The organism is Natrinema soli (assembly GCF_028618695.1).
The window spans coordinates 1-26,841 of sequence record NZ_JAQIVI010000237.1; the positions used below are offsets into that span (position 1 = coordinate 1).

25 protein-coding genes and 1 pseudogene are annotated in these 26,841 nt (G+C 59.6%); 17 read left to right on the top strand and 9 right to left on the bottom strand.

Annotated elements, in window-relative coordinates; all coding sequences use genetic code 11:
* Nucleotides 1–396 precede the first annotated feature (396 nt).
* A complete protein-coding gene (locus PGX04_RS15310) occupies nucleotides 397–1,641 on the bottom strand; it encodes a LeuA family protein (protein WP_425498448.1) in 1,245 nt (414 codons plus the stop codon).
* 486 nt (nucleotides 1,642–2,127) lie between these two features.
* Here PGX04_RS15310 and PGX04_RS15315 point away from each other — a divergent pair, with 486 nt between their 5' ends.
* Together PGX04_RS15315 and PGX04_RS15320 are read left to right on the top strand one after the other, a co-directional pair.
* Complete coding sequence (locus tag PGX04_RS15315) at nucleotides 2,128–2,583, top strand: ferritin-like domain-containing protein (RefSeq protein ID WP_273739294.1); 456 nt, start codon at nucleotides 2,128–2,130, stop codon at nucleotides 2,581–2,583.
* A 253-nt stretch (nucleotides 2,584–2,836) separates the two neighbouring features.
* Nucleotides 2,837–3,127 (top strand): DUF5779 family protein, encoded by a 291-nt coding sequence (locus tag PGX04_RS15320; protein WP_273739295.1) that lies wholly within the window; start codon nucleotides 2,837–2,839, stop codon nucleotides 3,125–3,127.
* Between the two features lie 296 nt (nucleotides 3,128–3,423).
* On the opposite strand, the gene PGX04_RS15325 is transcribed toward PGX04_RS15320, so the two are convergent.
* Nucleotides 3,424–4,110 (bottom strand): VOC family protein, encoded by a 687-nt coding sequence (locus PGX04_RS15325; RefSeq protein WP_273739296.1) that lies wholly within the window; start codon nucleotides 4,108–4,110, stop codon nucleotides 3,424–3,426.
* 147 nt (nucleotides 4,111–4,257) lie between these two features.
* On the opposite strand from PGX04_RS15325, the gene PGX04_RS15330 reads away from it, so the two are divergent.
* The gene (locus PGX04_RS15330; protein WP_273739297.1) at nucleotides 4,258–4,941 is read left to right on the top strand and encodes a hypothetical protein; all 684 of its coding nucleotides are present in this window, start codon (nucleotides 4,258–4,260) and stop codon (nucleotides 4,939–4,941) included.
* A gap of 1 nt (nucleotide 4,942) precedes the next feature.
* On the opposite strand, the gene PGX04_RS15335 is transcribed toward PGX04_RS15330, so the two are convergent.
* Nucleotides 4,943–6,220 carry an RNA-guided endonuclease InsQ/TnpB family protein gene (locus tag PGX04_RS15335; protein WP_273739298.1) on the bottom strand — a complete coding sequence of 426 codons (1,278 nt, stop codon included), beginning with the start codon at nucleotides 6,218–6,220 and terminating at the stop codon, nucleotides 4,943–4,945.
* Between the two features lie 221 nt (nucleotides 6,221–6,441).
* Between PGX04_RS15335 and PGX04_RS15340 the strand changes: the two genes are divergently transcribed.
* A complete protein-coding gene (locus PGX04_RS15340; protein WP_273739299.1) occupies nucleotides 6,442–6,864 on the top strand; it encodes a JAB/MPN domain protein-containing protein in 423 nt (140 codons plus the stop codon).
* Nucleotides 6,865–7,336: 472 nt separating this feature from the next.
* Here PGX04_RS15340 and PGX04_RS15345 read toward each other — a convergent pair whose 3' ends face one another.
* Nucleotides 7,337–7,546, bottom strand: a complete 210-nt coding sequence (locus PGX04_RS15345) for a ribbon-helix-helix domain-containing protein (RefSeq protein ID WP_273739300.1) — start codon at nucleotides 7,544–7,546, stop codon at nucleotides 7,337–7,339.
* A gap of 265 nt (nucleotides 7,547–7,811) precedes the next feature.
* On the opposite strand from PGX04_RS15345, the gene PGX04_RS15350 reads away from it, so the two are divergent.
* Nucleotides 7,812–8,141 (top strand): DUF5789 family protein, encoded by a 330-nt coding sequence (locus PGX04_RS15350; protein ID WP_273739301.1) that lies wholly within the window; start codon nucleotides 7,812–7,814, stop codon nucleotides 8,139–8,141.
* A 316-nt stretch (nucleotides 8,142–8,457) separates the two neighbouring features.
* Here PGX04_RS15350 and aglJ read toward each other — a convergent pair whose 3' ends face one another.
* On the bottom strand, nucleotides 8,458–9,465 hold the full coding sequence (gene aglJ / locus PGX04_RS15355) for an S-layer glycoprotein N-glycosyltransferase AglJ (RefSeq protein ID WP_273739302.1): 1,008 nt from the start codon (nucleotides 9,463–9,465) through the stop codon (nucleotides 8,458–8,460).
* Nucleotides 9,466–9,558: 93 nt separating this feature from the next.
* On the bottom strand, nucleotides 9,559–10,848 hold the full coding sequence (gene aglM / locus PGX04_RS15360; RefSeq protein WP_273739303.1) for a UDP-glucose 6-dehydrogenase AglM: 1,290 nt from the start codon (nucleotides 10,846–10,848) through the stop codon (nucleotides 9,559–9,561).
* A gap of 215 nt (nucleotides 10,849–11,063) precedes the next feature.
* Here aglM and PGX04_RS15365 point away from each other — a divergent pair, with 215 nt between their 5' ends.
* Nucleotides 11,064–11,627 (top strand): OB-like fold-containing membrane protein, encoded by a 564-nt coding sequence (locus tag PGX04_RS15365; protein ID WP_273739304.1) that lies wholly within the window; start codon nucleotides 11,064–11,066, stop codon nucleotides 11,625–11,627.
* On the top strand, nucleotides 11,611–12,132 hold the full coding sequence (locus PGX04_RS15370) for a metal-dependent hydrolase (protein ID WP_273739305.1): 522 nt from the start codon (nucleotides 11,611–11,613) through the stop codon (nucleotides 12,130–12,132). The genes PGX04_RS15365 and PGX04_RS15370 overlap by 17 nt, the downstream gene beginning before the upstream one ends.
* 69 nt (nucleotides 12,133–12,201) lie before the next feature.
* Here the strand turns inward: PGX04_RS15370 and PGX04_RS34130 are convergent, their stop codons facing one another.
* A complete protein-coding gene (locus tag PGX04_RS34130; RefSeq protein WP_337959471.1) occupies nucleotides 12,202–12,378 on the bottom strand; it encodes an HVO_A0556 family zinc finger protein in 177 nt (58 codons plus the stop codon).
* 176 nt (nucleotides 12,379–12,554) lie between these two features.
* Between PGX04_RS34130 and PGX04_RS15375 the strand changes: the two genes are divergently transcribed.
* The 10 genes from PGX04_RS15375 (at nucleotide 12,555) to PGX04_RS15420 (ending at nucleotide 24,225) form a co-directional block, all read left to right on the top strand.
* Nucleotides 12,555–13,697 carry a glycosyltransferase gene (locus PGX04_RS15375; RefSeq protein WP_273739306.1) on the top strand — a complete coding sequence of 381 codons (1,143 nt, stop codon included), beginning with the start codon at nucleotides 12,555–12,557 and terminating at the stop codon, nucleotides 13,695–13,697.
* A 28-nt stretch (nucleotides 13,698–13,725) separates the two neighbouring features.
* Entirely contained in the window at nucleotides 13,726–14,862 is a 1,137-nt protein-coding gene (locus PGX04_RS15380) for a glycosyltransferase (RefSeq protein WP_273739307.1), read from the top strand.
* Nucleotides 14,852–15,526: a glycosyltransferase family 2 protein gene (locus PGX04_RS15385; protein ID WP_273739308.1), complete on the top strand. Its 675-nt coding sequence runs from the start codon at nucleotides 14,852–14,854 to the stop codon at nucleotides 15,524–15,526. The genes PGX04_RS15380 and PGX04_RS15385 overlap by 11 nt, the downstream gene beginning before the upstream one ends.
* Entirely contained in the window at nucleotides 15,523–16,767 is a 1,245-nt protein-coding gene (locus PGX04_RS15390; RefSeq protein WP_273739309.1) for a sulfatase-like hydrolase/transferase, read from the top strand. Before PGX04_RS15385 ends, PGX04_RS15390 begins: the two co-directional genes overlap by 4 nt.
* Nucleotides 16,768–16,835: 68 nt before the next feature.
* Nucleotides 16,836–17,936, top strand: coding sequence for a sulfatase-like hydrolase/transferase (locus PGX04_RS15395; protein ID WP_273739310.1), 1,101 nt, complete (start codon nucleotides 16,836–16,838; stop codon nucleotides 17,934–17,936).
* Nucleotides 17,933–18,838, top strand: a complete 906-nt coding sequence (locus PGX04_RS15400; protein ID WP_273739311.1) for an alkaline phosphatase family protein — start codon at nucleotides 17,933–17,935, stop codon at nucleotides 18,836–18,838. The genes PGX04_RS15395 and PGX04_RS15400 overlap by 4 nt, the downstream gene beginning before the upstream one ends.
* Entirely contained in the window at nucleotides 18,835–20,274 is a 1,440-nt protein-coding gene (locus PGX04_RS15405) for an oligosaccharide flippase family protein (RefSeq protein WP_273739312.1), read from the top strand. Before PGX04_RS15400 ends, PGX04_RS15405 begins: the two co-directional genes overlap by 4 nt.
* 206 nt (nucleotides 20,275–20,480) lie before the next feature.
* On the top strand, nucleotides 20,481–23,417 hold the full coding sequence (locus PGX04_RS15410; RefSeq protein ID WP_273739313.1) for an oligosaccharyl transferase, archaeosortase A system-associated: 2,937 nt from the start codon (nucleotides 20,481–20,483) through the stop codon (nucleotides 23,415–23,417).
* Between the two features lie 92 nt (nucleotides 23,418–23,509).
* Nucleotides 23,510–23,914, top strand: a complete 405-nt coding sequence (locus PGX04_RS15415) for a hypothetical protein (RefSeq protein WP_273739314.1) — start codon at nucleotides 23,510–23,512, stop codon at nucleotides 23,912–23,914.
* Between the two features lie 176 nt (nucleotides 23,915–24,090).
* The gene (locus PGX04_RS15420) at nucleotides 24,091–24,225 is read left to right on the top strand and encodes a DUF7503 family protein (RefSeq protein ID WP_273739315.1); all 135 of its coding nucleotides are present in this window, start codon (nucleotides 24,091–24,093) and stop codon (nucleotides 24,223–24,225) included.
* 77 nt (nucleotides 24,226–24,302) lie between these two features.
* Here PGX04_RS15420 and PGX04_RS15425 read toward each other — a convergent pair whose 3' ends face one another.
* Both PGX04_RS15425 and PGX04_RS15430 read right to left on the bottom strand, forming a co-directional pair.
* A complete protein-coding gene (locus tag PGX04_RS15425; RefSeq protein WP_273739316.1) occupies nucleotides 24,303–26,375 on the bottom strand; it encodes a hypothetical protein in 2,073 nt (690 codons plus the stop codon).
* 80 nt (nucleotides 26,376–26,455) lie between these two features.
* Nucleotides 26,456–26,841: pseudogene (locus tag PGX04_RS15430) on the bottom strand (AAA family ATPase); the annotation flags it as partial.

The window sequence follows — 26,841 nt, forward strand, 5'->3', positions numbered from 1 at the left end:
CGGCGCTGTCGGTGATCTGGTCGTCGTCCTGTTCGTCGTCCGGTGGTGTGACCTTTGCTGCGCGTTCGCTCATCGATTGCCTCCCGCCGGTGTGCGGCGATCGGGTGGTGTACGGTAGTGTGTCATCTGCTGGGTTACTGATCGCTCGGAGAACGATGCGGATTCCGGTCCGAAGCTACGAGGTACTGAAGATGGGGCTAGAAGGCCCCTACAATACGAATCGGAGCGAGCGCGCTGGTGCCGACCGTGCGAACGCGAGCCGACAGGGGAGCGCGGACCGTCATTACTGTCTACGTAGCTCCCTCGAGGATCATAATCCTTACGAGTCGTATCAGTCCGTCCGATCGAGCGCGACAGCAGGGGCTCGCGACCGGTGGCAAACGGTGAGGACATTCCTCAGGCTCGCACCTCCTCCTGCTCCTGCTGGCGTTCGACGCCAGCCTCTTCGGCGAAGCGCTCGAGGATGTCCACCGTCACGCGGCGCTTCTCGGCTCCGTAGTCCTTGACGCGGCGGGTGACCGCCCTGACCTGCTCGTCGGTGGGGTCGAAGCCGCACTCGACGAGCCGCTCTCGGACCGAGTGGGTGCCGGTGTGTTTCCCCATGACGAGCTTGCGCTCGGCACCGACCATCTCGGGGGTCATGACGCCGGGTTCGAAGGTGTCGGAGTTTTCGATGACGCCGGCGGCGTGGATGCCGCTCTCGTGGGAGAAGGCGTTGTCGCCGACGATGGGCTTGTTGCCCGGCGTCGCCATCCCGCTTTTCTCCTCGACGATCTCCGACAGTTCGGTGATGCGCGTCGTGTCGATCCCCGTATCGCACTGGTAGAGTGACTCGACGGCCATCACGTACTCCTCGTAGGCGGCGTTGCCGGCCCGTTCGCCGATCGAGTTGACCGACACCTGCGCCTGGGCCGCGCCGGCCTCGATACCGGCCAGCGCGTTGGCGCTGGCCAGCCCGAAATCGTCGTGCGTGTGAACGTCGACCCGCGCGTCGGTGTGGGCACAGACCGTTTCGATCATGGCCCGAAAGCGGGTCGGCGTCGCGACGCCGCACGTGTCCGGAATGTTGATCCAGTCGGTACCTGCGTCCGAGACCGCCTCGATGACCTCGAGCAGGTACTCCTCATCGGTTCGGGTCGCATCCATCGGCGAGAACATGCAGGTCGCGCCCGCCTCTTTGATGCGTTCGACCGAGTCGACTGCGCGCTGTACGACTTCCTCCCGGGTGGCGTGCATCGAATCCTCGATCTGGACGTCGCTGGTGCTGACGAACGTGTGCACCATCTCGACGCCGGAATCGAGCGCCGCTTCGATGTCCCCGTCGACGACGCGGGCTAACCCGCAGGTCGTCGAACTGGTAGCCGAAGCGATATCACGAACGGCCTCGAACTCGGCGTCCGAGTTGACGGGGAATCCGGCCTCGATGACGTGGGTCCCCATCTCGTCCAGAATGGACGCGATCTGCCGTTTGTCGTCGTAGGAAAACGATGTGCCGGGCGACTGCTCGCCGTCCCGGAGGGTCGTATCGAAGACACGTGCTGACTCTATTTCGTCAGTGGAATCTAACGTGCCCTGGAAGAACTCGACCCCCCTGATTGGTATCAGAGGATGGGCTGTCTTGTGAAGACATTGTATCTGAATCCGAGGTGCGACGATGTATATAAATCTAACGCTGTGAGGGGCGGACAGCGGTCGCGAGCTCTGCCAGTACCGACCGGACTCGTCGCGAAACCGCAAGACTGCGACAGCCTATTATCTGATGGTATCTCCTAATACTGTTTAGGCACTCTCCAGCAATCTGCCCCGAATATCGGGCATCGAACTCGAATTACCGGCCGTTCGATCTCGTTCGCCCCGTTCGAGCGCTGGCGCGCGGTCGACTATGGACGTTCGACCACTGCATCCATCCTCGAGCTGGAAGAATATGACGTGCTGTTATTTTCGGCAAATAGAGTAGATATTTATCCAGCATCCGCCGATACCCAGTACTGATCGACCGATACGTGGGCGGCATCTCCGCGGTCCTTGCGAGCCATCGCACCCCTTGCCGAGTAGGGGTTCGAATCGACGGAACGGAGCAGTCGCGCGTGTGAGCGTTTTATGCCCGGTCGTGGTAGGACGGCGCGCATGACGACCGACGAGATCACCGACCTGCTGACCGGGGCGTATATCGACGAACTCGAGACCGTGATGAACTACCAGACCAACGCGATCGTCCTCGACGGGATCCACGCCGAGGAGGTCAAGACGAGCCTCGAGGAGGACATTCAGGAGGAGCTCGGCCACGCCGAGATGCTCGGCGAACGCCTGAAACAGTTAGACGAGTCCCCGCCCGGTTCGGAGGCGTTCGAGGCCAACCAGCACAGTCTCCAGCCGCCCGAAGACACCACCGACGTCCAGTCGGTCATCGAGGGCGTCCTCGAGGCCGAGGAGTCCGCCATCGAGACCTACCGGTCGCTGATCGAGGCCGCGACCGAGGCGAACGACCCGGTCACGGAGGACGTGGCGGTGACGATCCTCGCGGACGAGGAGGCCCATCGCACGGAGTTCCGCGGGTTCCAGAAGGAGTTCCCCATGGACTGAGTGGTCGCCTTCGATAGCAACCGCGAGCGAACCCGAAGGGTGGGCGAGCGGGCCGACGACCGATGTGGAGAGCGCGGCGCTCCGCGCCGCGTATGGCGAACGGCGCAAGCCGTGAGCCGGGCCCCGGAGGGGCCGAAACGGAGGGAGGAGTGCTTTTGATCAACCTTTTACCGAGCGAACGACCGAAGGGAGTGAGCGCAGAGTAAAAGGTTGGAGGCGAACGTTTTTCTCGTACCGGTTCGAGCCACCTCGTATGAGCGATTTCGACCTCGACCTTCGGACCGTCGAGGAGCACATCGACGACGAACTCGAGCTCGAGGGCAGTATCATCCTCGGCTTCCTCGATGGAGAGACGCCGGACGACGAGTGGCTCGAGGCGATTTCGAAGGGGAACGTGCTCGTCCTCAACGTCGACGGTGACGTCAACGAACTGGCCGCGGGATTCGCGCGAGACGTCAAGGAGTCGGGCGGGAATCTCGTTCACTTCAGGGGGTTTCTGCTCGTGACGCCGCCGGGCGTGGACGTGAGTACGGAACGACTGTAATCGCCTCGCGAACGCGCCGGCAAAGGAGACTGGTCGAATTTGGATGGCGTCTCGATTGCGCCTCGATGAAGAGCGCGTTCTACTGATACTGGCAACACGGAGAGGCCACGCCCTCCCCAGCCGATTCGCTCACTGCGTCTGCTCACGGCGCGAAGCGCCGTTCGCATGGTATGCGGGACCAAAGGTCCCGCACTATTCGCTCATCCCTCGCGTGTATTTGAGCGACGACTCACCACGGGCTCGTCGCTGCACCGCGCGCCACCGCACAGTGGCCCCGTTCCGAAGCGCAGACGCGCTCACGGCGCGGTAAACGTCAGGAAGTGGCCGTCCGGATCGCGGACGACGACCTCCTCGTCCGACTCCCGCTCGAGCGATCGGATTCGATCGCGCACGGCCTCGAGTGCAGCGGCCGGCTCGTCGGTTTCGAATCCGAGGTCGACGTGGACGCCGCCGCGGGCGTCGGCGATCCCGAGGTGGGGTTCCCAGAGCTCGAGGGCCATCGGCCCGCGGAGTCGAACGCGCTTGCGGTCGGCACCTTCATCGACCGTTTCGAACCCCAGCTCCTCGTAGAAGGCCTGCGCGCGCTCGAGGTCCGCGACCTCGAGGACCACCTCGAAGATGCCGTCGATTCCCGGCCCCGCGACGTCCTGCTGGCCGAGTTCGACGCAGTTGCCGTCGGGATCGTACAGGTAGAGCGACCGGGAGGGACCGAAGCGCACCTCCTCGAGGTCGTAGTCGTCGTCGAGGCGGTCCCACCAGTCGTCGTACTCGGCCGCGGGGATCGAGAACGCGAAGTGCGTGTGGAGCCCGCCCCGCGGGAGTTCCGTGGGTCGTCGGAGGACGAGATCGGTGTCGCCCGCCGCGAAGACGAGTTCGTCCGCCCCGCGCTCGCGACCCGTCAGTCCCAGGGTCTCCTCGTAGAACGTCCCCGCGGCCTCGAGATACTTGGCCTCGAGCGCGAGCCAGGCCATTCCGGTTAGCATACGCGAACGTACGCGAAGCGCATGCATAGAAGCGTCGCCGGTTGCCCAAGCGGGTGGCTCGAGTCCTGTCGGCCGCGCTCCGGCGACTGACCGGTCGGATGCAGTGGTCGCCGAGGTTTATGGCTCGACGGTTCGTAGACTGGCAGTATGACTTCCCGCGTCGACGAACGCGAGACCGAGTTCCGCGAGATCGACCGCTTCGAGAACGGCGTCGGCTGGATCGCCCACCCCGACGAACGGATGCGACGCGCCGGCCACGCCCTCGCGGTCGACGGCGAGGTCTGGGTGATCGATCCGGTCGACGCCGAGGGGACCGACGACCTGTTCGTCGAGTTCGGCGACGTGGCGGGCGTCGTCGTCACGCTCGATCGACACAAACGCGACGCGGCGGCGGTCGCGGACCGCCACGCCGTCCCCGTCTACCTCCCCGAATTCTTCGACGGCGTCACCGAGGATATCGACGCCGCGGTCGCTCGCTTCGACGACGAACTCTCCGATACCGGGATCCGCGCCATCACGGTCGTCGACAACCGCGTCTGGCAGGAAGTCGCCCTCTACAACCCGGCCGACGGGACGCTCGTCGTCCCCGAAACGGTCGGGACGGTGGCGTTCTTCCGGGCCGGTGACGAGGAACTCGGCGTCCATCCGATGTTGCGACTGACACCGCCGCGAACGCCCCTCCGCGGCGTCGCACCCGAGCGCGTGCTCGTCGGTCACGGCACCGGCGTAACGGCGGACGCCGCGCGCGTCCTCGAGACCGCGCTCGCCAACTCCAGAAAAGGCGCGCCACGGCTGTACGCTACCACGGCCTGGGAGCTGCTTCCCGTGTGAACTACCCCGCCCTACTCGCCTGCTTCGCAGGCTCCATGAGGGCGGGGCTTCCTGTTTCGACGACGCGACTTGCAGATACCATAAAGGAGTCCACAGTGGTCGCAGTCTCCACAGGCGTGTCTTCGGAGTGAACCACTCCTAGTTTCTTCAGGCCATGCGAGAGGACGTTCAACGCTGCGTTCCAGTCTCGGTCAAGTTCGAATCCGCTCGCTGGACACGAGTGCTCTCGAACCCATATCGGTTTCCGAGTCTCAACACCACACGCCGCACACTCCTTGGTAGTTCCCCGTGGCTCGACTTCCACAACGTGACAGCCGTTCTTTTTGCCGTGATGTTTGAGGATGGTGATAAAGTCTCGCCAGCCGACTTCGGCCTTGTTCCGCGCGTTCTGTCGGGGTTCGAGCATCCCCTTGACGTTGAGGTCTTCGACGAACACGGCGTCGTATTCGGTGGTGTAGAAGTGCGCGAGCTTGTGCTTGTAATCGCGCTTTTTTGCGGTCATCCGCGCGTGGACTTCTGAGACTCGACGGCGTTGCTCCTCCCAGTTGTTTGATTTGTACTCCTTCCGCGAGAGCGAGCGTTGCTCGCGTTCGAGCCGCTCGCGGTCGGCAGATAAGTCGAGCCGCCCGATCAAGCGACCGTCCGAGTCGTGAACGAAGTTGAGCACACCGAGGTCAAGACCCACGGTGTCATCGGGATTGATATCTTCGATGGCGGGTTTCTCGGGTTCGTCCGTCTTGATGCAGAACGAGACGTACCACGCTCCCGTCGGTTCTTTCTTGAGCGTGACCTCTTTGATTTGTTCGTGGTCGGGGAGGTCACGGTGGAGTCGAATCGGGATTTCACGGGTTTCGCCCTTGAGTTTCTTGAGGATGAGGAGTCCGCGTCCGCTCGGACCACTCTTCTTGTCGAGTTCGAAGCCCGATTGCCGGTACGTGAAACTCCTGTACTCTCGCGGCTTTTTCCAGTTCAATGACCCCACGTCGTAGCCTTTGGCTTTGAGTTTCCCGAGGTTCTGGATATTATCGCGGATGCGTTCGACGGCTTTCTGTAAGACGGTGGAGTAAACCTGCTTGAGGTCTGACCACCAGTCTTTCATCGCGGGGAGCGTGTCGCGTACACTCCAGACGCGTTGCCGGAGCGTTCCGGCGTCTGCTGGGATTTGGTTGAATTCGCGGAGTGCGTGGTTGTACACTTGGCGTACAGTGTCCCGCGTCCAGTCCAGTACCTCGCGTTGCTGGGCATCTGGAAAGAGCCGATACCGCGGGCTGTACGTCATACGGCTTCACTCTGTGTTCGAACCGTTCAGTTATGAAAATTCTGATTTTAGGTGTTTGTGACTCGTGCGGGTGCCGTATCCCCGCCCTACTCGCTCGGTGAGGACGGGTGGCTTGGCACCCTCACCGCCACTGCTAACGCGTCCGGAAATCGATTGGGACGAGACAGCGAGGCTCCCTGGGGAGGCATACAGCTAAACTCTCGGCCACCCAAAGGGGATCTGTGGTCTACGCAACCCGCGCGCTCGTCGACGTCCTGCTGGACCTGGCGAGCGACGCCGACCCCAACGACGTGACGACCGGCGTTTCGGTCACGCCGGCGAGCGAACTCGAGGGTGCGGACGCGATTCCGCCCGAAACACCCGTTTTCACCGACTTCTTTCTCCCCGATCCCGACAACCCCGTCAACGCCGTCTTCGGCGTCGATCTCTCGACGCCCGCGCGTCAGGCTCAGGGCCAGTTCGTCTCCCACCCCGTCGGCGAGCTCGAAGTGACGCGCCGGGACCACCTGGCAGAAGTCGTCTTCGTCGCCGTTCCACCGTGGGCCACCGACGAACGGTCGTTCGCTGCGTTCGACCGGAGCGGCAACCGACAGCCCCTCGAGATCGTCGACGCCTCGCCGCCGGGGCAGTCGTTGACGGACTGACTCGAGGCCGTCCGAGGCGAGTCTTCTGCTGTGACGGAGACCGGAACACGTCCGCTGCGTAGCGCGGCTGCTATCCGGCAGGGGTGAGACGGTCCGTTGATTCGGACGGCGATCTCAAAAATGACGAAATTACGGGATCAACCCCCTAGGGGCAGCTCTCCGTCTCCGATGATCCGGTCGATGATGCGGTCGGGGTTCCGGTCGCGTCCATCGTCGTCACTGTCGTTGGATGGGAAGTCCGGGATGTGAGGCATGTGGTACCCTCGTGCATAGCTATGCGCTCGAGGCGGAAAAACGCTGTCCCGGTCTCTCGAGCGAGGGTCGCCTGCCGTCTCACAGGCGCGTTCGAAGCCGAGTCGAACTGGGATTCGGATCTCTCGAGGCGGGCCGGGGCAGGGTGACCCAGAGCGACTCAGGGCAGTTCGGGGTAGCTCAGGGCAGTTCGGGGCAGCTCAGGGCAGTTCGGGGCAGCTCACTCGAGGTAGCCCAGCCCGCGGAGCTGTTCGGTGATCTCTTCGAACTCGGCTTCGGTGAGTTCGCCCTCCTTCTGGTGCTGGATGACGATGCTGCGCAGCAGGAATCTGACGAGGTCGCTCGTGCTCTGGAAGCTCGTTCCCTCGATGGTATCCTCGACGCGGTCCGCGAGATCCTTCGGAATCGACACCGTGGTGTAGTCGGTCATACGCCATACTCCGTCGCGGGCCCCAAATGCGTGTCGACAGGTCGGTGGTCGCCGACGAGCCGGTAGCTGATGAGTCATGGGGCTGTTGGCCAGGGATGCCGTTGGCTGCGGTTACTGTTGGCCGGAATCACTGGTAGCCGAGGGCAGTTGCTAGTGGGCAGTTGACAGCGTCGACAGCGTTCGACTGACAGTCGCTGTTCGGTGACACTCCGCTGCCGTCTCCACAGGCATTTTTATATCCGGCTCCGTAGCGGGAAGTACAGGTATGGGAGTCCGGCCACCATCGAGCGGAGACGACGAGGAACCCGACAGTATCGAGTTCGGCATCGCGGCCGTCGACGCTCATCTCAGCGATTCCGATCTCTCCTTTCCGGCCACGAAGGACGATATCAGAGCGGAGATCGGCCACGAGAACGTTCCCTACGACGTTCACGGGAACGACGTGCCCCTGAATGAAATGCTCGCCGAAGTCCCGACTGACCAGTTCGACTCGCGTCAGGAGCTGTTGAACGCGCTCCATCAACCCTTCGAAGAGTACCGCCGAAACAACTCGAACGGGGTCGTCGCTCAGTTCCGCTCGCTGTTGCCTTTCTAAGTTCCACTGTCGAAGAACTATCTATAGCAGGGGACAATAGCAGCGTCAGTGGAAATTGTATATTTGCAAAGTTGAAACGGCGATGACGAGCGTCCCGCTATCGTGACAACACGGAACCGCCACCCCCTCCCCAGCCGATTCTCTCGCTCCTGTCGTCGCTCGCTCATCCCTCGCACGGCTTCGTACCGTGATTCGTTTTTCGCTCATCACGGTACAGCGCTCGCCACCGCACTCTGGTTGACCGGCTGAAAAATATGTGCTGTTTGAATGGTTTGGGTAGACCACGTTGCTCGTTCGACTTTCACGACTGTGCCCGTCACTCGTCCTTCGACTCTCGAGCGATCCGCTCGAGTCGCCGCCGCTGCTCGCGGTGGAGGGTCACGAGCATGTCCGAGAGGACGCCGAACATGAGGAGCTGGACGCCCAGCAGGATGGCGGCCGCCGAGACGAGAGCCATGACTTCGTGGCTCTGGGTGTACTGGACCCACTCCCAGAGGACGTAGACCGCGATGAGACCGCCCGAGCAGATACCGGCGACCCCGAGACTGCCGAAGTAGAACAGGGGGTTGTTGGTCTTGGCCAGCGAGTACAGCGTGAGCAGGATCGTTCCGCCGTCTTTGACCGGGTGGAGGTTTGTTTCGGACTCGTCGGGCCGGGCGCGGTAACTGACCGGGACGACCGTCGTCTCGACCCCGTGTTTGACGCACTCGACGGCGAGTTCAGTCTCGATCGTGAACCCGTCGGAGTCGAGCGAGAGCCGTTCGAACGACTCGACGGTGAACGCTCGGTAGCCCGAGAGGATGTCCTCGTAGTTGGCTCCGTGGACGAACCCGAACGCGCGGTTGATCATCCGATTGCCGAAGCCGTTCAACGCGCGCATCGCGTCGTCGTCCATCTCGGCGAAGCGGTTGCCGATCACGTGCTCGTACCCGCGCGAGAGGGGTTCGACCATCTTGTCGGCGTCGGCCGGATCGTAGGTGCCGTCGCCGTCGGCCATCAGCACGTAGGGGACGGTGATGTACTCGAGGGCCTCGCGGACGGCCTGGCCCTTTCCGTCACCGGACTGGACCAGCACCTCGGCACCGTGCTCGCGAGCGATCTCGCGAGTGTCGTCGGTCGAGTTGCCGTCGACGATGACGACGTTCGTATACCCCTGCTCGTGGAAGCCCTCGATCACGTCGGCGATCGTGGCCGCCTCGTCGAGCGTCGGGATGAGAACGCAGACGTCGTCGGGCGAGACCTCGCGGGCGTCCTCGGTCACGGCGACCTCCCCTGCGCCGTCCGAGAGGATGCTCGAGCCCGCACGAACCGCGTCATCTTCCATCGGACAGTATTCCCCCGCGTACCCGCAAAAGGCTACTGATTGCGTAGTGTCGGGGGTTTACGTTAGATGCGTTGCGACGCGGTCGACCCCCCGTCACCAGGTCAGTCCTTCGTAGACCTCGAGGGCGTCCTCGTCGATCTCGATCCGCCGGCCGTCGACCACGACGGAGCGCGCCATTCCCTCGAACGACACGTCGTCGAACTCCGGCCAGCCGGTCGCGATGACTGCGCCGTCGGCCCCCTCGAGCGCGCCCTCGGCCGATTCCGCGTACTCGATCTCGGGAAAGTGAGGCCGAACGTTCTCGATCGCGACCGGATCGTGGGCGACGATCGCCGCACCGCGATCGCGGAGGTGCTCGATCACGTCCAGCGCGCGGGACTTGCGCACGTCGTCGGTCCCCGGCTTGAACGAGAGTCCGAGGACCGCGATTCGGGCCCCCTCGAGCGGGACGTGATCCTCGAGCAGGTCCACGAGCCGTCGCGGCTGTGCGTCGTTGACCGCGACGGCCGCGTCGAGCAGTTCGGGGTCGTAGCCCTGCTCGCGAGCGCCGGCGCGGAGGGCGTTGACGTCCTTGGGGAAACAGGAGCCGCCCCAGCCGAGTCCCGAGCGCATGAACCGCTCCGAAATGCGGTCGTCGAGCCCGACCGCCTCGAGCACCTCGTATGCGTCCGCGTCGTACTCTCTGGCGATGTTCCCGAGCTCGTTGACCAGGGAGACCTTCGACGCGAGGAAGGCGTTGTTCGCGTACTTGATGAGTTCCGCCTCGCGGATGTCCGTCTCGACGAGGTCCGTCTCGTCGCGCGCCAAAATGGGCGCATACAGCTCTCGGAGGGTCGCTGCGGCCTCGTCGCTCGCGGTGCCGAAGACGACCTTGTCCGGTTCGAGGAAGTCCTCGACCGCGGTCCCCATCCGAAGGAATTCGGGGTTCATGGCGAGCTCGAGGCCGTCACCGATCCGCGTTCCGGATTCGGTCTCGAGGATCGGCCCGACGACGTCTTCGGTCGTGCCGGGCAGGACCGTGCTCTTGACGGCTACGAGGTGCTCGTCGTCTTTATCAGCCAGTGCGCGGCCGAGCGACTCCGCACCGGCTCGCATGATCGCGAAGTCGAGACTGCCGTCCTCGGACTGGGGCGTGGGCAGACAGAGAAACGTGACGTCCGTGTCGCGGACTGCGTCGTAGTCCGTGGTCGCGCGGAGGGTCGCGCCCGCGTGGTCGGCGATTCGCTCCTCGAGACCCGACTCGTGAATCGGTGCCTCCCCGGCGTTTATCGTCTCGATGATTTCATCGTCGATCTCGATGTTGATCACGTCGTGGCCGATATCCGCGAGGCAGGCGGCGATCGTGGTCCCGACGTAGCCGCTGCCGACGATGGAGACGTTCATAGCGACCCAGAGGAGCGCATCTCGTTAGTCGCTTTTGGGTTTGCGGTGAGCGGCGCTCGTCCTCATAGTTGATTCGGGTGGCTGATCGGCCCAGTCAACTGGTTGATCCCGGCAGTTGGCCGATTTCGGGATACTATCGAACACGTCGATGACTGGGGCCCCGCCCGATACGAACACGAAAAGTACTCTTGCAGTTCGATCCTCCGTTGAAAGACATGCAGGAACCCTTCGGTCAACGCGGCCGCCTCGCGGCGGGTATCGCCCTCCTCGCCGTTCTGGCCGGACTCGTCCTGTGGGCGGGCGCGGTTCCCTCCGACCTGATGACGAGCGGCCATCCGGACGAGGTCGAGGTGACACCGAACCGCGAGGCCTACGTTGGCGAGCAGGTCGTCCTCGGCGGTCGCGTCGTCGACACGGATCCCGTCGTCATCGCGACGCGCGCCAGCGGCTACGGCAGGTTTACCCTCGTAAACGCGGACGACGGACTCCAGAACTCGGACGCGTCCCTCGAGCAGGGTGATCGCGTGAGCGCGTTCGGTCACCTCGAGGACGAGTCGACGCTCGTCGTCGAGCGCACGACCGTCGGCGACGTCTCCGGGACGGCCTACATGCTCCTCGTTTCGTTCGTCGGCGGGCTCTGGGCGTTCGGTCGATTCGCCCGCGACTGGCGCTTCGATCGCGACCGGCTCGCGGTCGTCCCGCGGGACGATCCGGTCTCCCTTCGAGACGTGATCCCCGGGACTCGAGGCGGCGCGAGCGGCGGTGATCGCAGTGACTGACGTCCTCACGCACGTCATCGTCGGCTACGTCATCGGGACGCTCCTGACGATTCGGTACGAGCGGCTGCGACGAGCGCACGTGACGCTCGTGATGCTCGGCGCGCTCTCTCCGGACTTCACGAAGATCGACCTCGCGTTCCCGGACGAGTTCGTCAGCTACCTGCTCGGCATTCCCTTCTCGTGGGCGCCCCTCCACCTTCTCGGCGGAACGATCGTCGTGACTCTCTTCGGTTCGCTCCTATTCGCGCCGGAGTACCGCCGCGACGTCGTCGTGCTCGTCGCGATCGGTGCGTTGTCACACCACGCGCTCGATCTGGCGCTCATGACCTCGACGGGGTACTCCTACGCCGCCTTCTGGCCGCTGACCGAGTACCGGCTGCCGGCGGGCGGGCTCTACCTGAGCACCGACCGCTGGCCGGCGCTCGTCGCGGGGCTGTGTGCGGTACTCGTCTGGGCGCTCGAGCGGCGGGTTGATGGACGGCGAACTGCGAGGACGGAGAACTAAGGGTTCGGCGTCGCTCGAGTGAGATATCGGCTCGAGAAATATAGACTTCGGGACTGGATGGTAGAAGAACTATTGGCAGTTCCACACTTGTGCGCCCGGTGTGCCGCAAGAAGAACAAACGACAGCCTCGTTTCCCTTGTATTGTTCTTGGACGAGATGGCCTCCGTCACAGAATGAACACGCAGTTTGTTCAAGCAGTTCTAATAGTGCTGTAGACTGATCGGTTTGATCTCGGAGGGTTGCCATAGTTCGGATGAGCGCATTCCGTATACGTAATGATTCTCGCTATTGACGGTTGGGAAGCCATGTTGGCTGTAGCACCGGGTAGTAGCGATTAACCGACGTGTGGACTGGTAATAGTTTTAGTATGACCATATCCGAGGACGAAGAAGTTTATTATCCATCGCTCACAACCCGCGTTCATGAATCTGCTTGTCGTGGCTGCCGTCTCGCTTCTTGCGGTGACGGCCGCGCCCTACATTTGCTACCTCCTGCTCTACGCGTGGATTCGACCACAGGGATCACCTGCTGACAAAGAGCCTGCCGAACCGACCGTTAGCATCGTCCTCCCGACGTATAACGAGGAACAGATCGTCGAGACGAAACTTGAAGACGTACTCGACCTCGATTATCCGATGGAGAAAATCGAACTCGTCGTCGTTGATTCTTCGACTGATGATACTCGGACGATCATCCGAGAGTACATCGCAGATCTCGAGGCCCCTGAGCTGGTGCTGCTGGAGGAAGACGAGCGTCGCGGGCTCGCGCCGGCGCTCAACGACGCCTATGCCGCTGTGTCGAACGAGATGGTCGTCAAGACCGATTGCGACTCCAAGCTCGCGCCGGATGCCCTTCGCGAAGCCGCTGCAAATCTTGCTGACGACGAAATTGCGGCTGTTACCGGCCAGAACGTCGAGGTTCTCGGCGGTAGCGAGGTCGAATCAGGTTATCGCGGCGTCCAGAGTCATATTCAGCAACTCGAGTCCCATCTCGACTCGACGCTAATCTTTCACGGGCCGTTCTCCGCGTTCGAGAACGATGCACTGCTCCCGATCGATCCGAACTCACTGGCCGACGATACGGAACTCGCGTTGAAGATTCGTCGGCAGGGTAAGCGCGTTATTTTCGATCCCTCTGTGCGGTACATGGAAGCCTCTCACTCCGAGTTCGTAAAACGGCGAAAGCAAAAGGATAGGCGTGGTATGGGGCTGATTCGACTTCTGGTCCAACACAGCGACGCGCTGGGGAAGTACGGGCAGTACGGACGCGTTATATTGCCGTTCAACTGGTGGTTCATGATCGCCTCCCCGTGGCTACTAGCGGCGACGCTCGTAGTCGGAACCGGTGGGGCTATTTCGCTGCTCGGTGTCAGTGGCCTGCTGTTTCCCGCCGGGGTTGGGCTGTTTACATACCTCGGACAGCGAGACCTGCTTGGGCCAGTGCAGATGCTGTATTCGATCTTCGATACGCAGGTGTCGCTGTTGCGTGCCAGCCTAGAGTTGCTGGTCGGGGACTCAGATGGGACGTGGGATGTTGATGATGAGTTACGAGAGGCGTTTGAATGAATAACAGCTACAAAGGAGGTGACAGTGCATGACCTGTGATTTCGATCAGATGGATAGTTCAGTTGCGATTCTCCACGATCGATTCCCTGGAATTGGCGGCGGAGAGAAGTTTGCTATTGAGGCGGCACGCGTGCTAGATGCGCCAATATATACGATGTACGTCTATCCAGGAACCGAGATTCCCGGCGATATTGAGGTCATCCCAATACAACAGGAGAAGTACACGCGCGGACTCTCACGCCGATTTCTCGCGTGGCGAAACGAGGGAGCAAATCCACTGGAGACGCTGAATATCGCGATGGACATGACGAATGCACATCCGGACCTTGTTGACTATGACGTGATTCTTTCCAGTGCGCCGCTTAGCAAGAACTACGTTCCCACCACGGATCAACGAGTCGTGCACTATCCCCATAGCCCGCCACGCTGGCTCTACGACCTCTTCCGCGACCGAATGTCGTCGTTCGACTACCCTGGAATCCGATTCGTATTGAAGGCATACGCGAAGTGGTGGCGGGCACTCGACAAAGAGGCCAACGACTACGTAGATACATTCGTCGCTAACAGCGAGTTGATTCAGGACCGGATACAACGGTACTATGACCGGGATGCAGAGGTCGTGTATCCACCTATTACTGGCGATTGGCGAAACGAGGGCGACGACGGCTACTTCGTCACGTGGTCGCGGCTCGCACCCGAGAAGCGCATTGATTTGATTGTCGAGGCATTCACCGAGTTAGATGAGAGGCTCATTGTGGCTGGGGACGGTGAACAGCGAGAAAAACTTGAGCGTATGGCACGAGGCCACGACAATATCGAGATACGAGGTTTCGTCGAGGACATTGAATCGCTCGTGGCCAAAGCGACTGCAGTCGTCTACGCCCCGAAAAACGAAGACTTTGGTATGGTTGGTGCGGAAGCGATGATGGCTGGGAAGCCGTTATTAGGTGTTGATGAAGGATTCACGCGATACCAGATTGAGCCAGAGGTGACTGGCGAGGTATTCAAGTCTACTGTTAAGTCACTTTCAGAAACTATTATAAGCTTTGACTCAAATGACTATAGTGAAGATAAAATCCAAAATATCGCCCAACAGTATCATTACGATAAATTTAGATTTGGATTAAAGCGTGCCGTTTCAGAGGTAGTGAAAAATGAGTGTTGAGCAACCAATAACCCATACCAACCCAGATATTTCAGTTGTAATTCCGACGATTCCTTCGAACAGTCATAAGAAAGTTATTAACGATCTTCGAAGACAAAGTTGCAACTCTTTTGAAGCTATTGTAATTAATGACAAAGAACGAGATATCTGTGAGGCGCGGAACGTCGGCATAGAGGAAGCAAAAGCGGATATTGTAGCACTTACTGACGACGACTGTCGTCCTCCAAAGCAGTGGGTTGAACAGATAGATATCGCCTTCAAAAAAAATCAGGATCTGGTTTGCCTTGAGGGAGCAGTTCGTGGTGGTCGTGAGTACAAAGGCGAACGAAAGTACGTTGGCTGTAATCTCGCATTCGATCGACAGCAGGCGCTTGATATCGGTGGATTTAATTCAGAGTTCGCTGGGTGGCGTGATGATACAGAGTTTGGCTGGAGAATGGAACAAGAAACTTCTGGAAAGTATGTATTCTCTTCAGACATAGTAATGTTTCATCCTGATCGTCCACGAGCGACTATTGATGATAAACTTGAAGAACAGTTACAATATCGATATCCCGACCGATATAACGAAATACTTATTCCAGATACGGGCCTTGGACGGCTCAACAACTGGCTTTGGCAGCGTGGTTTCTGGGACTCCGTCAACCTAATTCGTTCTCCATGACCAACATTGCACTTGTTGTCCTCGACACGCTCAGGAAGGATCACTTCGACGAACATTTCGACTGGCTGCCCGGCACTCGCTTCGAGAACGCGTGGTCGACGAGTCACTGGACGGTGCCTGCGCATGCCTCGCTCTTAACTGGCATGCTACCTTCTGAAGCGAACATCCATGCAAAGAACTTCTATTACGATGATAATATTGTGACGCTTCCTGCGGAGTTGGGCGACCAGTATACGAGCTATATCTACACCGCGAATCCGAACATCTCCCCGCAGTTTGGGGCAACAAAGGACTTTGACGAGGTGGTTGGAGACATGCGACTCTCAGCCATGGCCGGTGACGTGCTTAACTGGGACCGGTTTATTCAGGGGCATCTAAATAAAGGCCCATCTAGATATTTAACTGCGCTCAATAAATGTGTCTTTGGCGATGTGAATACTTTCAAATCTCTTAAATATGGTGTTCAGATCAAACTGGAGGATCTGAATATCGGCGACTCACGCTCCTACAGCGGCAATAAGTTCCTCAGAGATATCCAGAATACGTCATTCGAGGACGATTCATTCATTTTCATGAACCTTATGGAGGCACATTCTCCCTATAACCCTCCGGAAGAGTACGACGCTCCTGACGTATACAATGAAGGACTCCGATATACCTTTGGTGATATGAACGAAGATCCAGAGAAAATCAGAGAGGCATACGATGCCTCTGTTAGATTTCTCTCAGATGTCTACTCGGATATATTCAAGGAACTACAGAAGGATTTTGATACAATAATTACCGTTTCTGATCACGGGGAGTTGCTGGGTGAATATAATGGTTGGGAACATCTCTATGGAATCTATCCGGAACTCACGCACGTTCCACTTGTGGTGAGTGGCAAATCGATCGGACTCCCTGATGGCGTAGTAAATCTACAGGACATTCACGACGCGATTGTTGATGAGGCCGGTAATCGTGATGAGGCTCGCGTCGAATATCATGGATTGAACGAGCAGAACCGAATTGGAGCGGAGAACAAGGGAGTGGCCGTTCCGGACTATATTGACGAAACGTACACTGGCGTCGTGACAGCGGACGGTTATGCATTTGAGTCATTTGATCACGAAGTCATTGTCAATGGCAATGTACCGAATGCAGAGTCCCTAATTAAAGCACACAAATTCTCGCTGAAGGAAGGGAACACAAGCGTATCCAAGGAAGTGGAGCAACATCTTGAAGATCTCGGTTACGCATGATAATCGTCAGTTAAACTTCCTGTTCAAATGGTTAGCTTCAAACCCTCTCGCTCAAACAGGACATATCCATGAATACCCTTCTAGTCACTGTGGACTCACTCCGGTATGACTACTTTGAACATATGCCAGAGACTATATCGTTCCTTGACATGACCCATGATAGGGTGTTCGCTCCTTCAACAGCGACAATCGGCAGTTTTCCAGGGATTATCGGTGGGGAATTTGCTGACGGGTCAGAACTCACTGGAACGAATGTTGCGACTCATTTCGACGAGTACAGCGTCGGATTGACAACTAACCATCTCCTCTCGAAAGAGTATGGCTATGATGAGGGTTTTGATGTATTCAACTCGCCGAAGGGAGGCGGTGATACTCTTAAGGATAAAGCCGCAGTCCTTCTGACCCGGGGCTCAATAGCGTACAGAATCGCCTCGTGGGGCTGGAACCAATACCAGCAACTCACTAGCCTCACTGGCGCCGTAGAGAAGTCTTTCCGACCAGCTGAGAACGTGATTGCTCAATTCAATGCAGAAATCGACGGAAAAGAAGAGTGGTTCGGATGGTTGCATTTTATGGATCCACATCATCCGTATGATCCAAACGGGGGAGAACTCAGTCGCGCCGAAGCGCAGAGGCTCACTCGCAAGGTCCTTTCCGGAGACGGCGACGAAACCGACCGCGAACGCGTTCGTGAACTTTATCAACTGGAGATAGCCGAACTCGACGAGCAGTTAGCGATACTCTGGGACGAGATCCCGGACGACACCCATGTAGTTTTCTGTGCCGATCACGGTGAACTTCTGGGTGAAAATGGGATGTGGGGTCATCCAGGGGAGATGTGTACTGAACTCCTTCAGGTTCCATTTGGAACAAAAAACGTTCCGGAACTCGGCGATGTGGTGTCACTGCTCGACGTTCCGTCGATACTGTTAGGGTCCGAACACGGTCGAGGAGAACTGGACCGTGACATTTCCTTCGCCACCTATGGAGAAAGGAAGGCAGCAATGAATGTGGATAACATTGCAACCGAGAGTGGCGTTGTGACACTCGACAATAACGAACCTATCGACGACCCAAACTTAGCACGGGCTCTTAGCCGCTTCCGCTCCAATAGCATTGTCAAGGAAGACGCACTTAAGAAGGACCTAGAGGACCTCGGATACGTATGACTGTCGTAGTCCTCGCACTTGACGCGCTTGACGCTGGTCTCGTCGAGCACTTCGGCGTAACTGATTTCGAACTTGAGACCAGTCAGCAGATAAAAACTTTTTCGCATAGCAGAGACAACCCCTATACACCCGAAGTGTGGGCAACGGTAGCGACAGGACTCGGTCCGGAAGAACATAGTATAACTGGATCCGGAACGAGCGAGTGGAACAATCCTGTTCTGGAACTCGCGTCACAGTTCACTGGTCGACTGAACGAATCCACACGCGGAACACTCGGCCGATTTGTTCGAGACCAGACCGGTGAGCGCGAGCAAATCGGAGAAACCGATGCCAAATCAATATTCGACCGCGAGGGTGCAGTCGTTCATAATTGGCCAGGTGTCCACAATGGCAGTGACCTCCAGCAAGCATGGGATCTGATGAATGCGGTCGCCGAAGGCAAGCCAAAACATGAGTTCGAACAAGAATTGCTTGGGCTCGGAGCTCAGCAATTCGGTTGGGCACGCGAGATGCTCAATCACGATGTGGCACTCGCAGGCGTTCACGTCCACACACTTGATGCAGCAGGTCATGCTTACGCGGAGGACGAAGAATCTCTTCGGCGTATCTACAAGCGGGTCGGTGAATTTGTAAATGGTCTTGTGCAGATCCTCGGCCCTGACGACGATCTACTTCTACTAAGTGACCATGGAATGTGTACCTCGTTCTACCCCGAAACCGACGAAGGGGGATCTCCAGGTGGCCACTCCTGGCGGGCGTACGCGAGTTCTACCATAGATAGCGTCCCATCAGATGTATTCTATGTCGCCGATTGGATCGACGAGCATGTGACACACCGTGTGACGACTGGAGAGCAACTCAACATCGACAAGGAGCATCTCAGAAATCTCGGCTATATATGAGTGCCGGTGAAGCTGACTTCGGTCTCGAAATCTCACGGGGTGTCCTTGCGAAGTTCGCTATGGCCGCAATCGGGTTTGCAGGGTCCATCGTCTTTGCTCGAGTGTTAGGACCTAGTGGCTACGGCGCATTCTATATTGTTGTAACACTCGTCAATGTTCTGGACAATCCCGTGACCGGCTGGGGAAGTGCCTGTAAAAAACGGATTTCCGAGACTGGGTTCCCGATAGCGGAGGCGCTCGGGTCAGGACTACTCGGTGCAGTAATACTCCCGCTTGGTATGTTGCCTGCAGTCTATCTAATTGTGATTTTCACTGACCTTTACGCCCTCTCTGGGCTCTTCGTCCCGTTCTCGGTTCTGTTTAGTGCTGTTTGTTTTTTTGCGGTCACTAACCGAATTCTCTCGGCTCGTTCAAATTTTGCTGCCGCCGAATGGTCTGACACACTTCGCTCCTTCTTTACAACACCGCTCCAGCTAGTGTTTATCCTTCTCGGATTCGAGGCTGCTGGAATGGTATATGGGTTGACTATTGCAACTGCGTTGAGTATCCCCTATGTCCTGTATCGAATCCATATTAGACCAGTTCTTCCTACAAGAGAGTCGTTAGCTAGTATCACGTCGTACGCTAGATATAGTATTCCGAATGGATTTATCAGTACTACTCAATCACGCTTCGATATCCTCCTTCTTGGCGCGCTTCTCACATCGTCTGCAGTCGGTGAGTACCAGGTTTCGATGCAACTTACTCTAGCGGGGACGTTCATTGGTGCCGTCGCATCGAAGGGACTGATGGCTCGAGTGAGCGACTATTGGAGTCGCAACGAGCACGACGCAGTAATCAACGATGTTACTAACTCGCTGGGTTATGCGAGTGTCCTCGCAATACCGATCTTCTTCGGTGTTGCCGCGATGCCGAACGACCTTCTCGTGACGGTATTCGGTTCGCAGTATGCTGGTGGTGGTCTGGTTCTGGTCGGACTAGCGCTCTTTCGAGTAGTGAAAATGCAGTCGTCACAGTTGCAATCGACAATGGCCGGCCTCAACCGGCCGGATATCACCATGCGGATCGGGCTAGTCGTGCTCATTTTGAACGTCGGTCTCGGTTACGCACTATTGCTTGAGTATGGTGTTTTCGGCGTCGTTGTCGCGACTATCCTCTCTGAGGTTATTCGGTATGCGACACTTTCATACACGATTAAGCAGCATCTCCCTGCCGTGACGCTGTTCGCTAAGCCATTACGCCAGCAATTACTCGCTGGAGTCACAATGTTTATTCTCATTGACTGGCTCCATATGACCAATGGGGTTTCATGGTGGGGAGAGCTACTAGTTCTCATTGGACTCGGAGGAATAACCTACTTTGCAACCCTCATCGTAATCAGCAAGTCATTTCGTCTCACCGTCAAAGGAGTCGTCTCGGACGCTTTAGCCGGCTAAAATCTCCATATTAATTTGACTATCAGATTCAGCTGCTGTCTAGCGATCTATGCACTTTACTGATATTGATGAACGGTTCTCTGTAGAATTGATAGAGTGAAGATAGAACTTGGATATATAAGATATTTCACAATTAGGACCATCGCTATCAAATGGTCGCAAGTATATAACAAGACTTATTCTTGACTTGAGTCTGGTGGGACCTAATGAGCACCGACACCGAACGCGTCGAGGACGGGACTGACGCGTCCGTCCTCGAGTCGTTCCGAGACTGGTATCACCTCCCCGTCATCGGGGTCGTGATGCTGTTTATGGTCTGGTTGCGAACCCAGTCGTACGATCGGTTCGTCACCGAAGACGGATCGCCCGCCCTGGCGGGGGTCGACTCGTGGTATCACTGGCGGACGATCAACTGGACGGCGGAAAATTACCCGCACACGATGCCGTACGAGGTCTGGACGGGATTCCCGACCGGAAACTACGTCGGCCAGTTCGGCACCTTGTTCGACCAACTCATCGTCACCGTGGCGATGATCGTCGGGCTCGGCAATCCGTCGACCGAGACGCTATACACGGTCTCGCTGCTCTCGATTCCGGTCATGGCCGCGCTCGTCGCGATCCCCGTCTTCTACGCGGGTCGGCGGCTCGGCGGCACGATCGGTGGCATCGTCTCCGTGCTCGTGCTCGCACTTGTGAAAGGGCAGTTCCTGTCCCGATCGACGGTGGGCCAACTCGACCACCACATCGGCGAGGTCCTGTTCATGGCAATCGCGGTCCTCGCGATGATGGTCGCGCTCACCGTGGGCGAACGCGAGAAACCGATCTACGAACTGCTCGTCGACAGGGACTGGGACGCGCTCCGACGGCCCGCCATTTACAGCGGACTCGCCGGACTCGCACTCACACTCTACATCTGGGTCTGGCCGTCCGCGATTCTCCTGGTCGGTATCTTTGCAATCTTCTTCGCCGTCCAACTCTGTCTCGACTACGTCCACGGTGTCTCACCGGATCACGTCGCCTTCGTGGGCGCGGTCAGCCTCGGCGTGACGGCCATCCTGACGATCCTGCTCATGGAGCAACCCGGAAGTACGGGTTCGACGAGTTTCGGTCTCCTCCAACCGCTGACCGCCCTCCTCGTGGCCGCCGGCTGTGTCTTCATGGCCTGGCTCGCACGCGAATGGAATAATCGTGACCTCGAGCGCCGGTACTACCCCGTCGCGATCGGCGGACTCATCGCCGGGGCGCTCGTCGTGCTGTGGTTCGCCGTCCCGAGTCTGTTCGACTCGATCATCGGAAACGCGACGCGTCGCATGCTACCGTTCGGTGGGACAGCGACGGACCTCACCATCGCCGAGGCCCAGCCGCCGGAGAACTTCTTCGACCGCGTCTTCACCGAGTTCGGGAGCGCGTTCTACACGATGCTCGCCGGGCTGGCCTTCCTCGCGATTCGGCCGTTCCTCGGTCGGAAGTTCCGCGCCGAGCATACGCTGGTCATCGTCTGGACGCTGTTCCTGATCAGCATGGCCGCGACGCAGGTGCGCTTCATGTACTATCTCGCGCTCGCGGTCGCGGTGGTCAACGCGGCGTTCGTCGCGGAAATCGCCCGCCTCTTCGACCTCGATCTCGAGAGCGGCCTCGAGTCGATCAGACAGGTCGAAACCTATCAGGTGATCGTCGTCCTGCTCGTCGTCTTGCTCCTCTTCGCGCCGCTCCTGCCGCCGCTCGCGCAGGCGACCGCGTGGGACCAAGGCAAACAGACCGGACCGAGCGGGAGCGCGATGAACTGGGAGGAATCGAACCACTGGCTCAAAGAGAACACGCCTGCGCCGGGGAACTACGGCGACGCGAACAACGCCGACGAACTCGACTACTACGGGACGTACAATCCGGGCGACGGCGATCACGAGTATCCGGAGGGCGCCTACGGCGTCATGTCGTGGTGGGACTACGGCCACCTGATAACGACGCAGGCCGAACGGATTCCGCACTCGAACCCGTTCCAGCAGAACGCGCGGTCGTCGTCGGCGTACCTGACCGCCGAGTCCGAGGAGCGAGCGGAACTGATCCTCGACGCGATCGCCGCGGGCGAGCCGGTCACCGATCGCTCCACCGAGGAACTCCGGCAGGCGACTTCGGACAGTGATTCGAGCGAGGACATTCGGTACGTGATGATCGATAACGAGATGGCCAGCACGAAGTTTGGTGCAATCACGCAGTGGTCGGGTCCGGGTTACCAACATTACCAGATTCCCGACGACTACGAGTCAGGTGAGCAAGTCTCGCGGAACGAGGTCGCTCAACGATTCAGTGATGCGTCGTACTACGACACGATGATGTCATCACTGTACCTCGACGACGCTAGCGAGATGGAACACTATCGCCTCGTCCACGAGAACGAACGGACATCTGGTTTCATCAGCTACGCGTTCATAAACGCCCAGACGGATCAGGTCCTTCTAAACGAGAACGGCCAACCCCAGGTCGGGATCAATCGGCTATACACACGGCAGTTACAGGCACAACTCCAACAGATTAACCAGCGTCAGGACGTAGATGTTCAAATCTTCAACCAGCAACAGGCGTCCACGGTCAAGACCTACGAGCGCGTCGACGGTGCATCGATCACTGGGTCCGTCGGCGAGGGGACCCTGAACGATACCGACAATGCCACCGTCGTTGGCTCGGTCGAACTCGAGACCAACACTGGTCGGACGTTCAACTATACGCAGCAAACTGACGTAGCGGACGACGGCAGCTTCGAACTGACCGTGCCGTACGCGACCAACGACGGACTGGGCGTCGAGGACGGCTACACCAACAGCAGCGTCGAGGCGACCGGCAACTACAGCGTCAGCGTCTTCGAGTCCAGCGAACAGGGACTACGGCAGTTCACCGGAGAGACAGCCGTTCCCGAGCGCGCAGTGGTGGACGGCGATACCGTCAGCGCCGGCGACCTCGAGGAGGTCGAGGATCCGTCCGGCAACGAAACGCCGGGCAACGAGACGCCGGGTAACGAAACACCGGGCAACGAGACCGACGACGGAAGCACGGACGCGGACGGTACCAATTCGTCTGACGAGGGGACCGCCGACAACGGGACCGCGAACGCGTTCGAGCCGGTCACACCGGAACGAGCACGCTAACGCGGCCGTCCGTTCCTCGCGTCGCGGCTCGGTTCTCGATCGGTGCGAACGCCGAGAACGGTTTTGAGCGACTCCGAAATACGACACGGGCGATGCGAACGGCTCCCCCGACGTCTCTCGAGGGGGTCTCCACGGGATCGGTCGACATCGGTTTCGGCGTCTCGAGGGCGACGCGCGCCTCGATCGTCGGTAGTTGCGATCGAGTCCTCGGGGCGCTGGCGATCGCGTTGGGTGCCGAGATCGAACGACGGATCGATCGTCGCGTGGCCGGCTCGACCGCGGGGTTCGTGGTCGGCACGATCGCCGCGGCGAGCCAGGTGAAACGCGTCGTTCGACGGGTCTCGAGCGGTATCGAACCGCGTCGCTCGCGTTTCTCCGTCGTCGATCGGTGGGCGTTCCGGCTACCGGTTGCGGGGCCGGTGACGACCCAGCGGGTTGGACCGTCGGAACGGCCAGGGGTTGTGGTCGTCGCGACTGTCGCTGGCTCGAATCAGTAGTATTATTGCAATACACGCTGCTGCCCTCGAGTACGGTGCTGTCGATGAATAGCCGCTGACAACGTGGATTCGACCGCTTTCTCCCCTTTCGAGGAGGTACCTCGTTGAACCATAATAATTCATATATGAAACTATTAGATAAATTTATTTCCATTGGAGCCAACCATTGGATTGCAATGTCCGCGAAAAACAGCATGAAAGACTACCTCGCAAAGCACCCCCGAATGATCGGCGCGCTGTTCACCCTGTTCGTCCTGCTCAGTCAGGCGGGCTCGGCGGTGGCGGGAACCTCGTCGCAGATCGGTCCGTAAAACTCGACTCCGCACGCATCCCTCTCGGTCGGTGATAGCGGTCGCTCGGAGGACGATTCGTCGAACGCGCGTCGCGGTTATATTCTAACGGGACCGATTCCGTCGTTCCAGTGTAACGTTCCGTCGACGACCAGCGGTAGTTCGGTCCACGTCATATACTCGTCGAGGGAGTCGCGGCTCACCTGGGAAAACGGCGTCGACCCCGGGCTGAGGTGCCGGTCGCTCACCGTCTGCAGGGTCGATTCGGTCGCGGTCCCGAGTTTGAACTCCTTGGTCGAATACGATCGAATGGCGAAATCGAACTCGTCGGCGGACCGCTCGAGTTCGATGACCGCAGGGGCACCGCCCTCCGACTGAGCGATGTCCGCCGAGCCGTCACCGACGATGAGATACTGATCGCTAAGCCCCCCGTTCGTGCGAGCGATTTCGAGCGCCCCCCGAAGCGGGAAGCCGCGGTTGAGCAGTCTGGCCATGGTCTCGCCGGCCGTGACGGCGTCTTCGTTGACGACGTCGGCGTACGTGCTGACGCCGCCGAACGCGCCGCGGCGGGTGAGCGCGAGCCCCTGTTCGTAGGACCGACACGCGTTCAGGAAGAAGACGCCGAGGTCGACCGACTCGAGGGTTCGGACGTCGAGGTCGCCGTCGGGACAGCGGATGCCGTCTTCGACCGCGTGACCGATGTAGTGAACGAAGTCGTAGCCGCCGTCGGTGAGCAACTCGGCGAGCCGATCCGATTCGACGCCGAACTCCGAACGGATCTCGAACGGGAGGTCCGCTCGGTTGCCGTAGGCGCCGTCGAGGAGGTCGTGTTCGCCGAGCATCTGGGCGTCGTTACAGACGAGCAGGATCTCGATCGATTCGTTCGGCTCGCGGTGATCCAGCTGGTTTCGGTACGCCTCGATCGTCGCTTTCGACGCACGCCGTGGGATGTCGTCGCCGAACCAGGCGTGTTCGACGGCTTCGTCCGTCACGGACGGCACCACGAACGACGGGTCGTCCGGGTGGGACGGCGGTGAGCGATGCGTCGTCGCCGAGCGAACGAGCCCCGTCTCCGTTTCCGTCTCCAGTCGCGGGACCGACTCCGGCGTCCGACCGCGGGATTCGCGAACGATACCGAGTTCGTTCACGAGGTATGGGAGCAGCGTGGCGCTGTCCGGGTCGGCCGGGACGTGTGCGGTCAGCGGCCACCGCGGAACGTAGGGATCGATCAGCTGGATCGGCACCTCGAGGTACCGGTCAAGTCGATGGGGAAGCGGCAGGTCGTACGTTTCCGTGAACGAGAACGGCAGGTCGTCCTCGATCGATCGCCGCTCGAGGAGTTCGTACTGGAAGACCCCCTCCGTTCGGACGAGACAGTCGAGAAAGAAGAATCGCTTCAGGAGTCCGGCGATCTCGTCTTCGAACGCGCGGCCAGTCGAGAGCGGATAGTCGAACCGCGGTGTCTCGAGCGCCGGTTCGTCCCCCAGTCGAACCGTGGCTCCCAAGAAAAACGCGAGCGGGGCGGCCCCGTACACCGCCGCGTACTCCCGCGGGACGGTGAGCGTGATGTCGCTCTCCGGCGGATCAACGGCGTCGGGGATCTCGAGGCTGTCACCGAGTTCGATCAGCGGCGGATGGCCGCGCAGGGTCGGCCACGTCCGCTCGGGAGAGGTCGTCTTCAGCGCGGACGGGAGCGCGGAGACGGCGTCCGTCAGTGAATCGATATCGGGCGGCGTGGTAATCGTCCCCACCGGCTGGTCGTGCGGCGATCGTGCGCCGAGTTCGATCACCGTCTCTCGATCGATCGTGATCCGTATCGAGGTCAGCCCGATATCGATCGTGCCGGGGACATCGATGCGACAGTACAGCTTCATCGGGCCGCTCAATCCGACGAACTGGGTCCGTTCCTCGAGCCGAACCGTTTCTCCGGCGTCGAAACTCGCCTCCGTGCGGCCGGTCTCGTCGTGAACGGTGACGGAGTAGAGCTGGTTGAACGTGAGCGCGTCGGTCTCGAATCGGCACGTCTCGTCGACCGGGAAGCAGAACTGCGCCGCCTCGATGGCGTCGAACGACACCGACCCCGGCGTTTCGATCTGCAGGCGCCGTTGCTCGATGGAATCGTATACCTCGAGCCCGACCGGGTCGGCCGTTTCCGCGATCTCGATAGTCATCTGTCCCCGTTGTCATCTCACTCATTCCGCCGCACGGTCAAAAATGATTGTATCGGCCGTCGATCACGGAGTATCGTCAATCACGGAGCGTCGTCGAGCGAGACCGTCGTCAGCGATCGGAACGCGATCGCGGGGTACCGCGGTTCGACCGTGCTGGGTTGCCGACCGCTGTTGTGACCGGAGGACGACAACTGAACCCGTTCGATGACGCCTCGATCCGCGAGTTCGTAGAGGAATCGCGTGACCGTTCCGGCGGTGAGCGACGACCGGGCGGCGATAGCGCTCGCTAGCTCGCGGATCGGGCGGTCACTCGAATCGATATCGACGAGTGCGAGCAACACCCGTTGCCGGGTGGCCGAAAGTGCGAGCGCTCGAGCGACGTGCACGCCGTCGTCGGGCACGTCGGTCCGCGCCGTCTCGAGGTGAGGGGGCTCGATCCGGTCGGCCTCGTCTTCGCTCGCGAGGA